A 14,830-nucleotide genomic window follows, 5' to 3' on the forward strand; every position below is an offset into this window, starting at 1 on the left:
TTACCCCAGCGGCGTAATTCCCCGCCCGGTTGCTTGCTGCGCATACTGGCGCACAGACACCGACCGGGCAATCTTTCTGCCGCCCGGCCCATGACAAGGAATACCCATGAAGGTCGAACTCGCCCAATTGGCAGGCCGTGATAACGACACGGCTTACAACCTCGAACGCACCCTGGCGGCGATGGCTGCGTGCGCAGCCGATACGCAGCTGATCCTGTTCCCCGAAGGCCACTTGATGGGTTTCCCTTCGGCCGAGTCCGTGGCCGAGGTGGCCGAGGCGCTGGACGGCCCGTCCGTCAGCGCGGTAATCGCCGCCGCCCGCGAGCGCAATATCGCCGTGGCCATTGGCATGGCCGAGAACGATAACGGCCGTTTCTACAACACCACGCTGCTGATCACTCCTGAAGGCATCGCGCTGAAATACCGCAAGACTCACTTGTGGGCCTCGGATCGCGGTGTCTACGAGGCGGGCGATCGCTACGCCACCTGCCTGTGGAACGGCGTGCGCGTGGGCCTGCTGATTTGCTACGACATCGAATTCCCCGAAAGCGCCCGCGCCCTGGCGCAACTGGGGGCCGAACTGTTGATCGTCACCAACGGCAACATGGACCCGTACGGCCCGACCCATCGCACCGCGATCATGGCCCGTGCCCAGGAAAACCAGGCGTTTGCGCTGATGGTCAACCGGGTTGAAGAGGGTGACGGTGGATTGTTGTTTGCCGGCGGCAGCGCATTGGTCGATCCGCTGGGCACCCTGTTGTTCGAAGCCGGACGCGAGGAAGGGCAGTTTGCGGTCGAACTGGACCTGAACCTGCTGAAGGCGGCGCGCCAGGATTATCGCTATCTGGATGATCAGCGGCTGAGATTGCCAGGGGAGGTGGTTGAGCATGTTTCCGGGGTGCGGGAGCTGCTGATTCCCAATAGCTGATCCAAATTCTTTTTGGTTTGTGCTGGCCCCTTCGCGAGCAAGCCCGCTCCCACATTGGTTGTGTGAACGCCCGAGATCAAATGTGGGAGCGGGCTTGCTCGCGAAGGGGCCCTGACAGACGACACACCTATTTGCCAGTTAAACCAAGAACAACAACGCAACACCCGTAACTTGCGCCGAACTCGGCTCTGCCATAAATCCAATAAAATCCGGAGTAGTCGCTCATGGCTCGTTTGCAACGCACCCTGTCACTGGGGTCGGTGGTGCTGTTTGGCATCGCCTACATGACGCCGGCCTCCTACCTCGCGGCGCTGGTGGCGATGTTTCCACCGCCACCAGCGCGAAACTCGGGTTCATTGCCTGTTGGGCGGTGCTGCTCGATTACCTGTTCCTGCCGATGGCGATCTGGCTGATCGGCGTGGTGTACCTGGCGGTGTTGACCGGTGGTTTCCGTCGTCAGCCGTCGGAGATAGATTTCCAGGAAGCGGTGTAAGCGAACAGCTTATGAGCTGATCACGCAGCGAAGTGCAAAAAAAAGGCGAACATCCTCAAGGATGTTTGCCTTTTTGTCTCAAGCACGAGTGGCTTGTTGTTTCAGACATTTTTTTCTTCGTGTTTTTGCTTGTCACGGGGAAGGGCGTTGATGCAGTAGTTGACGTAGTAGAAGGTGAAAAGTCCGGTATAGACCAGATTCATGCGCAGTTCGAAGTTGTGTTCAGCCAAGGCATATGCCCTTAACACCCTTCGTACACGGAAACACCAGAGCAGGGTCAGCAGTAAATATAGTATGAACAGAACACCTATAAGGGCGAATGCATAGTAGTGAGGTACCGAGCCGAGAGTTCCGATAGAACCAATGATGATCAGGTAGAAGACAAATAAAGCCGGGCTCATCGTCTTGATGTGAGTGACCTCCTCAAGTGCCGTGAAGGTTTTGTACATCCAGACATTTATATAGAGCCCACCAGACAATAGTCCCAGTAGAAGGAGAGGAAACGTCTTGGTGTTGATTTTTTCTTTCAGCGTTGAAATGTCAGACATGCGAGGCGTTCCAGTGGCGGCGGAGGGCGATTGACCGGTGAAGATCGGCAGAACACGCTACCAAAGTCGCTCGTGGGAAATTTCCGGGCTTGTTGGCGGAGAGTTCTGGATTCACTCTTGGCCGAGTTTTGAAGGCATGGGATTCTGTGCATCCCTCAACATGGACCTGTGGTCAGCGATGTCTTCTTCTATAAATGTTTCACTCAATCATTCCAGGCTCATCCGCATCGCCGCTGCCTTATTGATCGGCCCTGACGGCCGCACGTTGCTGGTGCGCAAGCGCGGTACCACGGCGTTCATGCAACCGGGTGGCAAGATCGAGCCCCACGAATTGCCGGTCCACGCCCTGGCCCGGGAGCTGGAAGAAGAGCTGGGTCTGGAGATCGATCCGGCGCAGGCCGCTTACCTCGGTCACTTCTCGGCACCGGCGGCCAACGAGCCGGGCTTTGTCGTGCACGCCGAGATTTTTCAGCTGCACATCAACGTCGACGTGACGCCCGCGGCAGAGATCGAAGAAGTGATCTGGATCGATCCGTCCAGCGATGGCGGTATCAGCCTGGCGCCATTGACACGGGACCTGATCCTGCCGTTTTATCGAGCATCGCTGACCGCGATCGCCTGATCATCACGCAAAGGACCTCGCCCATGATCCCGCTTCAAGACCTGCTGATTTTTGCCGCTGCCGCGTTGCTGATGGTACTGACGCCGGGGCCGAACATGATCTACCTGATCTCCCGGTCGATCTGCCAGGGACGCCAGGCCGGGGTGATCTCGTTGCTTGGGGTGGTCGCTGGATTCTTCGTGCACTTGTTTGCCGCGGCCGCCGGTTTGACCGCGGTGTTCCTGGCGGTGCCAATGGCCTATGAGGTGTTGAAGTGGGCCGGTGCGCTGTACCTGTTGTGGCTGGCCTGGCAGGCGATCAAACCCGGTGCGCGCTCACCGTTCGAGGCGCAGCAGTTGCCCCCGGATTCGTCCCGAAAGCTGATCACCATGGGCTTTCTGACCAGTGCCTTGAACCCGAAAATCGCGGTGTTCTATCTGTCGGTGTTTCCGCAGTTCATCACGCCGGAGCACGGCTCGGTGTTCAGCCAGAGCATCATCCTCGGCCTGACCCAGATCAGCGTCAGTTTCTGCGTCAACCTGCTGATCGCCATGTTTGCCGCGGGCATCGCCTCGTGGTTCGTCAACAATCCGACCTGGCTGGCGATGCAGCGCTATTTCATGGGCTTCGTGTTGTCGGCGCTGGCGCTGCGGCTGATGCTTGAGCAAAAACGGATGGCTTGAGGATGTGGATCGAACGACTGGATGCCAGCCATGCCCTGGACTACCGGGCGCTGATGCTCGAAGCCTACGACCTGCACCCGCAGGCCTTCACCTCGAGCGTGCGTGAGCGGGCGGTGATGCCGCTGAGCTGGTGGGAGTCGCGCCTGACCGGCAAGCTGGACGTGGTGCTCGGGGCCTTCGAAGAGGGCCAGTTGGCCGGCATCGTCGGCCTCGCGTTCGAGCCTCGGGAAAAGGCCCGGCACAAGGTGACGCTGTTTGGCATGTACGTGACCGCCAAGGTCCGCCAGCGCGGGCTCGGTTATCAACTGGTTCAGGCGGCATTGGCCGAGGCGCAGACCCATGCGGGTTTGCGCCTGATCCAGTTGACCGTCACCGCCGGCAACGATTCCGCGTTCAACCTCTACCAGCGCTGCGGTTTCGTCCAGTTCGGACTGGAACCGATGGCGGTGCGGGTGGATGAGGACTACTTCGACAAGATCCACATGTGGCGCGAACTCTGAAGTCACTGCAGATCCCCTGTGGGAGCGAGCTTGCTCGCGATAGCGGACTGACATTCAACACTTGTATTGACTGACACGCCGCCATCGCGAGCAAGCTCGCTCCCACAGGGATGTATGTCGCTCTATCGAACCGCGCTAACCCCATCCAGCGTCGAAAACGACGTGTCCTTGGCCGTCAGCAAGAAGTCACGCATGTAAGGCGCATCGAGCATGTCGGCGCGGATCGCCGCATACAATGTGGCGAACAAACCTTTCTCACCCAGCCGCTTGGCTTTCACATAACCCCGTGAACTGTATTCATGCAGTGCCCAATGGGGCATGCCGCACACGCCGCGTCCGCTGGCCACCAATTGCATCATCATCACCGTCAGTTCCGAGGTGCGGACCTGGGCCGGTTCGATGTCGGCGGGTTCGAGGAAACGGGTGAAAATGTCCAGCCGATCCCGTTCCACCGGGTAGGTGATCAAGGTTTCCGGGAGCAAGTCTTCGGGGACGATATAGGCCTTGCTGGCCAGGCGGTGCTGGTTGGCCACCGCGAGCATCGCTTCATAAGTGAACAGCGGTACATAGGTGATCCCGGCCAGGTCCACCGGATCGGAGGTCACCACCAGGTCCAGGTCGCCACGGGCCAGGGCCGGCAGCGGGGCGAAGGAAAATCCGGAGGCCAGGTCCAGTTCGACTTCCGGCCAGGCGTCGCGGAACTGGTCGATGGTCGGCATCAGCCACTGGAAGCAACTGTGGCATTCGATGGCCATGTGCAAACGACCGGCGGTGCCACCGGCCAGGCGACTGATGTCGCGCTCGGCGGCGCGCAGCAGCGGCAGGGTGGCGTCGGCCAGTTGCAGCAGGCGCAAACCGGCGCTGGTGAAGCGCACCGGTTTGGTCTTGCGCACGAACAGCGGCATACCCATGCGCTCCTCCAGTTCCTTGAACTGATGGGACAGGGCCGATTGGGTCAGGTGCAGGCGATCGGCCGCATCCACCAGGCTGTCGGCTTCGCGCAAGGCGTGCAGGGTCTTGAGGTGACGGATTTCAAGCACCGGGGGCTCCATGAGGAAAACTTGTCGATAAATCGAAAAGGTTGAGTTTGTCTCATGTTGATGCCGCTGTCGACCACAAGCACGGCGGAGCACATTGCGTGCCCCGCCGTTGTTACGTTACAGCGTGGAAAAGTGTTTGTTGCCCAGCGGTTTGCCGATGTCGCCGCGCCAGATCGCCTCGACCGTACCGCCACTGGCGGCCACGTCCTTCTGCCATTGCAGGCCCAGGTTGCGTTGTTCCGGCAGTTTCAGATGGCCTTTGACGAAGTCGCTGAATTGCGGCTTGGCCGAGGTGTAGTGAAAGTGCGCGTACCACAGGGTTTGCGCCGGTTCGCTGCGCAGGTCGCGCACCTCGTATTCCTGGAGGAAATCCCGTCGTCCGTCCGGGCGTTTGCCCAGGTCGCGCAAACCGCCTTCCTTGCGGATGTCCACCACTTGCTGTTCAAGCAGATAGTCCAGATAACCTTCTGTCGGGGTTTTGCTGTTCATGCTTTGATCGATGCGCAGGGTGCGCCCCGTGCGCAACATTTCATCCGCCCGATTGCGCAATTGCAGCGCCACGGCCTCGGCGGGGGACAAGCGTTCGATCTCCCGGGCACGCATGGTCAACTCCGTGGCCTCGCTGCTCATCATGTGCTCAAGGTCGACCGGCAGCATGTTTTGCTGCGCATAGCCTTTGACTTTGTTGGTATAGGCGTCCGCGGCCCCCAGCCTTTTTCCGGCCTCTGTCAGCAGCGGCCTGACATCGGTCGGCAATACCGGTTGCGTGGAGACAGCTGGTTCACTGAGGTGATATTTACCGTTGGAGCGGGGCAGCCAGGTTTCCGTACGGCCATCGACATCTTCGATGGTGAAGCGCTGTTGCCGAGTCACGACATCGGTACTGGGTTCGCCAATCAGCAATCGGTTGTCTTCAGTCTCGAACAGTTGTTTTCCGGTGCTTTTTGTCGGAGGTGGGGCTGCAGATCGATTTCCGATGGCATGGCGGGCGAGCGCTTCCATCTGGTCGAGGTCGTCTAGAAACGCACGGACTTGTTCCATATCCAGGTGTTGCGGATAGCCTAGCGTCCAAGCGCCAAGCTGGCGGCGGAACTCGCGGTAAGTGGTCAGGCATTCTTCGAAAACGCGGTTGCGCTGGCCGATATTGGAACGGACTTGTGGTAGTTGATATTGGGTGAATAGGACACGCCCGACCTTTTCGCGGGATTGTTTCAATCGCACATGGAAGTAAAGCCACGTAAGGTCGTCAACGGCTTCAAAATGGGGGATGGTCTCCAGGACATACGCCGTCCTCAAGTAACGGTAAGTCGAGTCACTGTGCGTGTCGTTTAGAAGCTGCATGGTCTTGGCCGCCTCCTCTTTTTGCGGGGAGTGAGTGATTCGACGGACCCATTGTCTGGCGTCTTCGACAGCTTGGTGTTGCTGGTCAAACTCTTTGATAAAGTCCATTCGGGCCTCCTTGCGCTCGGCCAGCAGTTTCAAGTGTGTGGAGGTATTGGTGTTAGGCGTTGCGCCCGAACGATCGACCAACTGATCGATCCTTGCGTTGTACTCATTCAGGCGTTCCATGGAGAGGGCGATCCGGTGGTTCTGACGGTAAAAGACAGTCGCGGCGCAAGTACTTTGGTTTCTGTTGATCAAGGCGCGCTTGTTGCCATGGCTTAACACTTTCAACTCGCCCAAAGTCAGGTACAGGGTCTGCGCGGCTTCGATATCTTCCAGAAAGGCACGGTCGACAGTCGCGAGAGGCGGACGCTGAGTACCTTCAGGCTTGGAGTAGCTCTTCAGTAAGGAGTCGGTGTTTCTGGTTTGAGATTTGAGGCGACGGATATTGGCGTCGACGGTGTTGTTCAGGGTCAACTGCCGACGCAAGGCACGATCGGTCCACCAGCGTGGCAGCCAGCGGCGAATGGCGACCGGCCAGAGTGGGTCCAATCCATCGGCCATGTGCCCAAGCACCGCGCCACCTCCGACGCCGCCGCCTTCGATCACGGTGCCGTACACCGCGTAGTGTGTGTTCCAGTGGCCGGATTCATCCAGGGCGATCGGCTGTTTGTAGGTCCGCGTGCTGGTGCCGCTCAAGCGCCAGCGCGGCGGATTGCCCGCCAGTTCGATGCGGTAGATACGGCCCTGGCTGAGCATGAAGTCGCCGTCGGCGTGGCGATACACATTGCGATAAACGCCCTCGGTGCCCGGTTGTAGACTTGCGAGGGAAATCGGTTTTTCGTATTCATAACCCTTGAAACGCTCCAGGGAGCGTCGCGCCTGAAGTGGCGTCGATACCTGCAAGGCACCCGGACTTTTGCCCAGCGCCCGCCACTGACGACTGCGCGTGGCGGCGCGGGCGGCAGCGGGTGCGGCACTGGTGCCGGGGAGAATGTCCATGGCCGCGTCGATCAGCGACAACAGCACCGCTTCCACCTCGGCCAGGCCATGGCCGACATCACCGCGCAGGAAGGCCGCAATGGCCAGGTTGGCGCTGTTCCAGGCGTCGTACAGGGCGATGGCCGTACCGACGAAGGGCAGCATGCCCAGGGCCATTTTCAGGTAATTGAACATTGCGCCGGACTTCAAGGCGACGTGCTCCAGGTACAACGCATCATTGGAGCGCGATGTCGCCCGATGGGCTTCGAGCAAACGGCCCATATGCGCGTTCAGCAGATGCGCCGCCAGGGAGGTGCTGGATGGCCAAGGCGTACCGACGCCGATCAGGCCGTCGAAGTTTCTCACTCGCGCCTCGTTGATTCGGCTGACGTGACGGGCGAACTCTCCGGTCAAGGCCCGTCCGGCGAGATAGGTGACCATCGAGCTGCGCAGGCAATCGTTGAACAGGCGCAGCCGTGCCTGTTCAAGGCTGTCGAACTGGCGCAGAAAAAACCCGTCGGGACTGTCGGGCAGATAAAGCAGGGTCAGGCCGCTGATCCGCTCCACGATAAAGGTGACGCCGTACAGGGTGGTTGGCCCCTGGCCAGAGGTGTCCTTGCCGCCCACCGTCAGGTGTGCCGGCAGCAGCTCGATGCGCTTGCCGTTGCGCGCAAAGGCTTCACGGCTGTTGGCATCGATGGCGATGTCCAGGACCTGTTGGCCATCGGCATTGATGTCTTTGGCGAGCACGGCGAACTCGCCTTGCAAACGCAGCATCAGGCGCCAGGGTTCACTCAGGCATTCGTGCCGGTATTCATTGTTGAACGTCGATGCCGTCGAGGAGCCGAGAAAGGTCTCGCGGATCAGCGTTTCATATTTCCCGGCCACATCCAGCTCGGTGACCAGCTTGCGCAGCCAGGACGTAGTGATGCCGCTTTTCACTTTCTGCCGTTGTACGGCGTCGGCACCGCTGACCTCGACCTGCATCAGCGACAGTCGCCACCACATTTCCTGATCGATGTTGCTCAGCGCCAGGTCGCCGAGAGACAGCTTGCTGCGCTGCTCGCTGGCGACCAGTACATTTTGCTGGGGGGTGCCTGGTGCGGCGCCTTCCATGACGACTTTGCGCCAAGTGGTGGAATCGGGAACGTCGAGCAGCACCTCCACCTGTTGAGTGAGGTCGAAGTCCTGGCGTAATCGGGCGTCGACAGCTTTCTTGCTGAAGGCTTCCCGAGGTGGCAGCTCGCGTTCCAGCCACTCGTGGGAGCGCTTCATCGCAGCGATGTAGGACTTGAACGACACCTTGAGTCGGTCACGCTGCACGGCGGAGAGTTCGCCATGCCACGACGGCAATTGGGCGGCCAGCGCACTGCTGCGGTTTTGTTCGAGGATGTGCGCGTACACCAACTCCCGGGCGGCGGACTGGGGAACGGTCAGGCAGGCAAGGGTCTGTTCGCGCAGCTTTTCCAGCTCTGCCGCGCGTTGGCTGGCATGAGACGGCACAGGATTGGTCGCCATGATCCGGGCAGCCTGTTGTTCACAGCTGTGAAGCTGAGTCTGCAAGGCGTATTCAAACGGCGGGCCGTTCAGCGGCAAGACGTGCAGGGCCAGGGTGTTGTCGTTGGCCGGACGTTTGAACAAGGTCTGTTCCAGTGCCTGTCGAGAGCTGAAACGCTGCAAACCACCGAAGCGCCCGGGCCAGTAGAGCAACAGGCTGTCGGTCGAGTCCGGCACCAACGCCGAGGCCTTGGTAAACAGCAGGACACCATCCAGTTCCTCGGTTTGCGTGCGGTGGGTATCGCCTTCGGTGTCCGTCGCCGACAGCACCAGGCGTGCGACCACCAGATCGGCCGCTGGGGCTTGATCGGGGGCATCCAGCACACGAGTGAGCCACTGATGCTCTTCAGTGTTGATCTGGTTCAGGCTCAGTTGCAGTTCAGCTTCGGCACGCAGACCGTCCAGGCGCGCCTGGTAAAGGGTTGCGTAGTGCGGGCGGTTTTTGTGGCGCAGTTCCAGCATTTTTTGCGCACTGTCGGTGTTCAGCAGCGCGGTTGCGGCGGTGGTGCTGGCCTGCTCGGTCGCGGTGAGGGCATCCATTTGCCGTTGCAGACGTTGCAGGCGCGGGTCAGTGTGGTCGCCCTGAAAGTTCTCGCCCAACAAGGCATCCAGTGCCGTGCGCTGTTGCTCCAGTGCCTGGCGACGGATGCCCAGTGGAATATCGGGGCTTAACTGGCCGAACAGGACATCGTCTTCGTTGGTATCCGCGTCCGGCAAGGTGGCGGGCAAGGCCAGGATCAATTCGTTACGCGGCCGATCGGCAGGGGTGACAGGCAATCGTGCCCACAAGGATTCAGCGCTGGTCTGCAGCACGCTGCGCTCAAGCTCTGTGTAATAAACCCTGAGGGTGCCTGTCGGTAGCCGGGGTTGGTCGAACATCTGCGGCTGATGTTCGAACAGCCAGCTTTCCATATCGACACGGTTCTCAAAGGTCATCCAGGCGGATGGCAGGGAAGGCAAGTACAGCACCTGAGCGACCGGTTGCTTCGTGTCCCGGGTGATGACCAAGGCGCCCGATAGTTCGATTGACAGGTCTTTGTCATCCTTGAACTGCATTTGCTCGACGTAAATCTTTGGAGTGGCAGGCGTTGCTGTCTGCGCGGGCGGGTCGATGATCGCCTGCAATGTCTGGACCTGCTCGGTATCCAGGATGCCCTGGGCAAAAGCCCATTGGCTCGACGCCTCGAAATGCTGGCGGTACAAGCGGTTTGCCTGTGCCTTGCGCGACTGATCCGTACCGCGCGCACGGGCATTCCACCAAGTGCCGGCGAGCGGCGACTGCGGGTTTTGCGCCATAAGTGCCCGCCACTGCTCACAGCATTCGTTCCAGCGTTCCGAGGCGCTCAGGGTCAGACCCTGATCCGGGTTCGCGGGCAAAGGGAAGGCAAGGCCGAAATCGGTCGTTAGGGGTGTGGTTTCGTCAACCATGACGATGAATCTCCAGAAGGCCGGACCGTGCCGGCGGGACGGGCATTAGGAGGCAGTCGCCAAACGGTAGGGTGGTACATAGTTATCGCTAGGCTGAATCTGCCGCCGGATGACCGCCCGGCACTCTTCATCAAACTGTCATGGAACTGTGGCAGCGCGCTTGAACAAACTTCATCAGACTCGCGCTCTACTGGGGTTCTGCGTTTTGGTGTTTTTTCATGGGTGCTTCATTCTTTTCACGAATCGTATTGTTGGCCGCGCTGTTGTTCGGCCTGCCGTCCCTGGCGGCTTCGCGTTGTGACGTCAATGTTCCGACCGAACGGGTGGATCTGGCCCAGGTAAGCCTGGCGTACCAGAGCATCGGCCGTGCGTCGGATCCGGCATTGCTGCTGGTGATGGGCCTGGGTGGGCAATTGATTCACTGGCCGGACGAGGTGGTGGTCGCCCTGTGCCAGCAGGGATTCCGGGTGATCCGCTATGACAATCGCGATGTCGGCCTGTCGACCTGGCGGCAAACACCGGCCGAAGCCAACCTGACCTTCGAAGTGCTGCGCTACAAACTCGGATTGCCGGTGTCGTCGCCGTATTCGCTGACCGACATGGCCGACGATGGCCTGGGCTTGATGGATGCCTTGCACATCGATCAATTCCACGTGTTGGGCGCCAGCATGGGCGGGATGATCGCCCAGCACATGGCGGCCATGGCACCGCAGCGGGTCGAGAGCCTGACCCTGATCATGACCAGTTCCGGTGCCGAAGGCTTGCCGGCACCGAGTGCGGCGCTGGTGCAGTTGTTGGCCCGGCGCGGCGCACCGAACCGCGAAGTGGCCCTGGAGCAACAGGCCGACTTGCTGGCGGCGCTGGGCAGCCCGATGGTCACCGACGATCGCCAGTCGCTGTTGCATCAGGCGGAGCTGTCCTATGACCGGGCGTTCAATCCCGAGGGCGTGAAACGCCAGATCATGGCCATTCTCGCCGAACCGAGCCGGGTGACCCTGCTCAATCAGTTGCGGGTGCCGGCGCTGGTGGTGCATGGCACGGCCGACCCGCTGCTGCCGGTGATGCACGGGGTGCATCTGGCGGCGCATCTGCGCGGCAGTCAGTTGGTCTTGATTCCGGGCCTGGCCCATCGCTTCCAGGAGGCGTTCAAGGCGCCGTTGCTGGGGGCGGTGTTGCCGTATTTGCGTGAGCACCGTGAAGACACTTCACATTGGGCGCAGATCGAGCCTGTGGCCGATCGCAACCTCCTCTAACCCCCGATCACCTGTAGGAGCGAGCCTGCTCGCGAAAGCGGTGTTTCAGCCAGCGATGATATCGACTGATCCGGCGCTATCGCGAGCAGGCTCGCTCCCACAGGAGAATGCATGGTCCATCAGTGGCTCAACCCGTACTTCTTTACCTTGTCGAACAGCGTGGTCTTGGCCATGCCCAGTTCCTGGCTGGCCTGGGTCAGGTTGCCGCCGCTGCGTTGCAAGGCATCGCTGAGCAGGTTGCGCTCGAAGGCCTCCACCGCTTCGGCAAAGGCCAGGCCCTGATTGCCGCCGCCGGCACCGGATTTCTTGAACGCTGGTAGGCCCAGGGCAAAGCGCTCGGCAACGTTGCGCAGTTCACGCACGTTACCCGGCCAGTCGTGGCTCATCAGGTTCGAAACGGTCTGGTTGTCCAATTCCGGCACCGTGCGGTCGAAGCGCAGGGATGACAGCTGCAAAAAGTGTTCGAACAGTTGCAGGATGTCCTCGCGGCGCTCGCGCAGCGGCGGCAGTTCCAGGGTCACCACGTTGAGGCGGTAATACAGGTCGCTGCGGAACTCGCCAGCCTTGCTCGACTCGACGAGGTCGGATTTGGTCGCCGCGATCACCCGGCAATCCACCGCTACGCTCTGGTTCGATCCGAGGCGTTCGAGGGTGCGTTCCTGCAACACCCGCAGCAGTTTGATCTGCAAGGGCAGGGGCATGCTTTCCACTTCGTCGAGGAACAGCGTGCCGCCGTCGGCGTGTTCGATCTTGCCGATCCGCCGTTTGCCGGCGCCGGTAAAGGCGTTGGCTTCGTGGCCGAAAATTTCACTTTCGAACAGGTTTTCCGGCAGGCCGCCGCAGTTCAGCGCGACGAACTGCTTGGTGTGTCGCCGACTGAAATCATGCAGGCAGCGCGCAACCAATTCCTTGCCGGTGCCGGTCTCGCCTTCGATCAGCACGTTGGCCGAGGTATCGGCAACGTTGGCGATCAGTTCCCGCAGGTTCTGCATGGCCGGCGAGCGACCGATGATCCGCCCTTCGAGGGAGTCGCGCTCGGCCAGTTGCCGACGCAACGACGAGACTTCTCGCGCCAGGCTGCGTTGCTCCAGGGCGCGGCGGGCGACGTCCACCAGGCGTTCGGGGGAGAAGGGTTTCTCCATGAAGTCGTAGGCGCCTTTCTGCATCGCGCCGACGGCCATGGAAATGTCGCCGTGGCCGGTAATCAACACCACCGGCAAGCTGCGATCACGCTCCTTGAGTCGTGTCAGCAGTTCCAGGCCATCGATGCCCGGCAGGCGAATGTCGCTGACGACGATGCCGGCGAAGTTGTCGCCGACCCGCTCCAGGGCTTCTTCGGCGCTACCCACGCCAATGCAGGGAATGTCTTCCAGGGTCAGCGCCTGTTGGCAGCCGAGCAGCACATGGGGGTCGTCTTCGACGATCAATACACTAAGGTCGTTGTTCATATTGGCTCGGCGGGAGTGGGGCTTACCAACGGTAAACTGAGGACGAATGCGGTACCACCGCTGGCCGGGTGCTCGACACCCAGGTGACCGCCGGTGGCGGCGGCGAGGCTGGCGGAAAGGGTCAGGCCGAGGCCCAGGCCCTGTTCGCCGGGTTTGGTGGTGAAGAACGGTTCGAACAGGTGCTTGCGCGCTTCGGCGTCGATGCCGTGGCCGTTGTCACGCACCCGCAGGCGATATTTGCCATCGAACGCTTCGCCTTCGAGCCACAGCTCGGGTTGCGGCTGCGCTTGCATGGCGTCGAGGGCGTTGCCGATCAGGTTGACCAGAATCTGCTCCAGGCGGGTCTGGTCGATCTGCACCTGCACATCGGTGAAATCGCGGTGCAGTTGCAGCTGAATGTTTTCCACCCGGCCGCCGAGCAATTGCAAGGCCGCGTCCACGCCTTTGCCGAGGCAGGCCTGGCCCTTGTCGTCCCCGCGCCGGGCGAACGAGCGCAGGCTGGCGGTGATCCGGCCCATGCGGTCGATCAGTTCGTTGATGGTCTTGAGGTTGGTGCTGGCCACGTCGAGCTGGCCGCGTTCGAGGAAGCGCACGGTATTGCCGGACAAGGTGCGCAGCGCCGCCAGCGGCTGGTTCAGTTCGTGGGCGATGCTGGTGGACATCTGGCCGATGGCCGCGAGTTTTCCGGCCTGTACCAACTCATCCTGGGCGCGGCGCAAGGTCTCTTCGGCCTGCCGGCGTTCGCGGATCTGGCCCTTGAGCCGTTCGTTGCTGGCGCGCAGGTCGGTGGTGCGTTCGGTAATCCGACGCTCCAGCTGATTGTTGGCTTCCTGCAAGGCTTCCCGGGCCGCGAGGCGGGTGGCGATCACCTTGCGTCGCTCGTTCCAGGCGATCAAAAGGAACGCCAGGAGGGCAAACGCCACGGCCACCAGGATCCCCTGGTTGATCGCTTCGCGGCGCAAGTCCTGGAGTGGCGTGAGCAGGGTGAAGTTCCACGGCGTATCGCCGAGCGGCCGGGTTTGCGCCAGGTAGCTGATGTTTTCATCGTCGGACACCAGTTCGCTGTTGGCCGGGAACGTGAGTTTTTCCACGCCTTCGGACAGGGTTTCCCGAGCCAGCGGCTGCAGTTCGTTGAGCGGGAACCAGTAGTACTGCAGGCTGCGGGCGAGTTTTTCCTTGGTTTCTTCGCTCAGCGGCACCACTGATTTCAAGCGCCGCGCCGGATCACTGGACAGAATGATGATGCCGTTTTCGTCGCTGACGAAGGCTTCCAGGCGTGCCCGTTGCCAGCGTTCTTCCATGGCTTCCAGGCGGACCTTGACCACCGCGACGCCGATGATCTTGCCGTGTTCTTCCAGGCCATGGGCCAGGTAGTAACCGGGTTCGCCGTTGGTGCTGCCGATGCCATAGAAGCGCCCCGGCTGACCGCGCACGGCGTTCTGGAAATAGGCGCGGAAGGACAGGTCTTCACCCAGGTAACTGTCGACATCGCGCCAGTTGCTGGTGGCCATGACGCGACCGGTGGTGTCCATCACGTAGATGGCCCGACTGCGGCTGCGCCGGTTCAGGCCTTCGAGGTAATCGTTGACCGTCTGCCGGTGTTCCGGGGTCGGGTCGGCCAGCAACTGCGGAACGCTGGTTTCGAGTTCCAGCAGGCTGGGCAGGTAGGTGTATTTGCTGATTTCGCTTTCGACGGCACGGGCGTGCAGTTCCAGCTGACGCTGGCCGTTTTCGCCAAGGCTGCGAATGCCGTAGTGCTCACTGATCCAGAAGCCGATATAGCCCAGGCCGATCATCATGGCGATGATCAGCGGCGGCAGGAACAAATGACGAACCAGACGGGGTTTCACGGCGAGTGATGGCATTGCTGCGCGATAAAGAGTGGGGTCGCATTTCATCACAGATGCCTTGGGTCAACCACAACACAAATCTGCAAGCCACCGCTGTCCCCTGTGGGAGCGAGCTTGCTCGCGATGACTTCATCACA

The 14,830-nt window shown here is 60.9% G+C and carries 10 protein-coding genes and 1 pseudogene; 6 read left to right on the top strand and 5 right to left on the bottom strand.

Annotated features, from left to right (window positions below):
* The first annotated feature begins 106 nt into the window (after positions 1-106).
* Together AC3IT9_RS05350 and AC3IT9_RS05355 are read left to right on the top strand one after the other, a co-directional pair.
* Entirely contained in the window at positions 107-928 is an 822-nt protein-coding gene (locus AC3IT9_RS05350; RefSeq protein ID WP_489272308.1) for a carbon-nitrogen hydrolase family protein, read from the top strand.
* 224 nt (positions 929-1,152) lie between these two features.
* Positions 1,153-1,358 (top strand): annotated as a pseudogene (locus AC3IT9_RS05355) (amino acid permease); the annotation flags it as partial.
* Between the two features lie 164 nt (positions 1,359-1,522).
* Here AC3IT9_RS05355 and AC3IT9_RS05360 read toward each other — a convergent pair.
* Entirely contained in the window at positions 1,523-1,969 is a 447-nt protein-coding gene (locus AC3IT9_RS05360; RefSeq protein ID WP_489272309.1) for a hypothetical protein, read from the bottom strand.
* Positions 1,970-2,147: 178 nt separating this feature from the next.
* Here AC3IT9_RS05360 and AC3IT9_RS05365 point away from each other — a divergent pair, with 178 nt between their 5' ends.
* Genes AC3IT9_RS05365 through AC3IT9_RS05375 form a run of 3 tightly spaced genes read left to right on the top strand, consistent with a single transcriptional unit; the run spans position 2,148 to position 3,753 of the window.
* Positions 2,148-2,591 (top strand): NUDIX hydrolase, encoded by a 444-nt coding sequence (locus AC3IT9_RS05365; RefSeq protein WP_489272311.1) that lies wholly within the window; start codon positions 2,148-2,150, stop codon positions 2,589-2,591.
* 23 nt (positions 2,592-2,614) lie between these two features.
* On the top strand, positions 2,615-3,253 hold the full coding sequence (locus AC3IT9_RS05370) for a LysE family translocator (RefSeq protein ID WP_489272313.1): 639 nt from the start codon (positions 2,615-2,617) through the stop codon (positions 3,251-3,253).
* 2 nt (positions 3,254-3,255) lie between these two features.
* Complete coding sequence (locus AC3IT9_RS05375; RefSeq protein ID WP_489272314.1) at positions 3,256-3,753, top strand: GNAT family N-acetyltransferase; 498 nt, start codon at positions 3,256-3,258, stop codon at positions 3,751-3,753.
* Positions 3,754-3,875: 122 nt separating this feature from the next.
* Here AC3IT9_RS05375 and metR read toward each other — a convergent pair whose 3' ends face one another.
* Together metR and AC3IT9_RS05385 are read right to left on the bottom strand one after the other, a co-directional pair.
* Complete coding sequence (gene metR, locus AC3IT9_RS05380; protein ID WP_007985733.1) at positions 3,876-4,793, bottom strand: transcriptional regulator MetR; 918 nt, start codon at positions 4,791-4,793, stop codon at positions 3,876-3,878.
* 117 nt (positions 4,794-4,910) lie between these two features.
* Positions 4,911-10,142, bottom strand: coding sequence for a dermonecrotic toxin domain-containing protein (locus AC3IT9_RS05385; protein ID WP_489272316.1), 5,232 nt, complete (start codon positions 10,140-10,142; stop codon positions 4,911-4,913).
* A 218-nt stretch (positions 10,143-10,360) separates the two neighbouring features.
* Here AC3IT9_RS05385 and AC3IT9_RS05390 point away from each other — a divergent pair, with 218 nt between their 5' ends.
* Positions 10,361-11,395: an alpha/beta fold hydrolase gene (locus AC3IT9_RS05390; RefSeq protein WP_489272318.1), complete on the top strand. Its 1,035-nt coding sequence runs from the start codon at positions 10,361-10,363 to the stop codon at positions 11,393-11,395.
* 119 nt (positions 11,396-11,514) lie between these two features.
* Here AC3IT9_RS05390 and aauR read toward each other — a convergent pair whose 3' ends face one another.
* Positions 11,515-12,843: a two-component response regulator AauR gene (aauR, locus tag AC3IT9_RS05395; RefSeq protein WP_489272319.1), complete on the bottom strand. Its 1,329-nt coding sequence runs from the start codon at positions 12,841-12,843 to the stop codon at positions 11,515-11,517.
* Entirely contained in the window at positions 12,840-14,741 is a 1,902-nt protein-coding gene (gene aauS, locus AC3IT9_RS05400; RefSeq protein WP_489272321.1) for a two-component sensor histidine kinase AauS, read from the bottom strand. Before aauS ends, aauR begins: the two co-directional genes overlap by 4 nt.
* Between the last annotated feature and the right edge of the window lie 89 nt (positions 14,742-14,830).

The sequence above is a fragment of the Pseudomonas sp. KH_046_1 genome, from assembly GCF_057839025.1.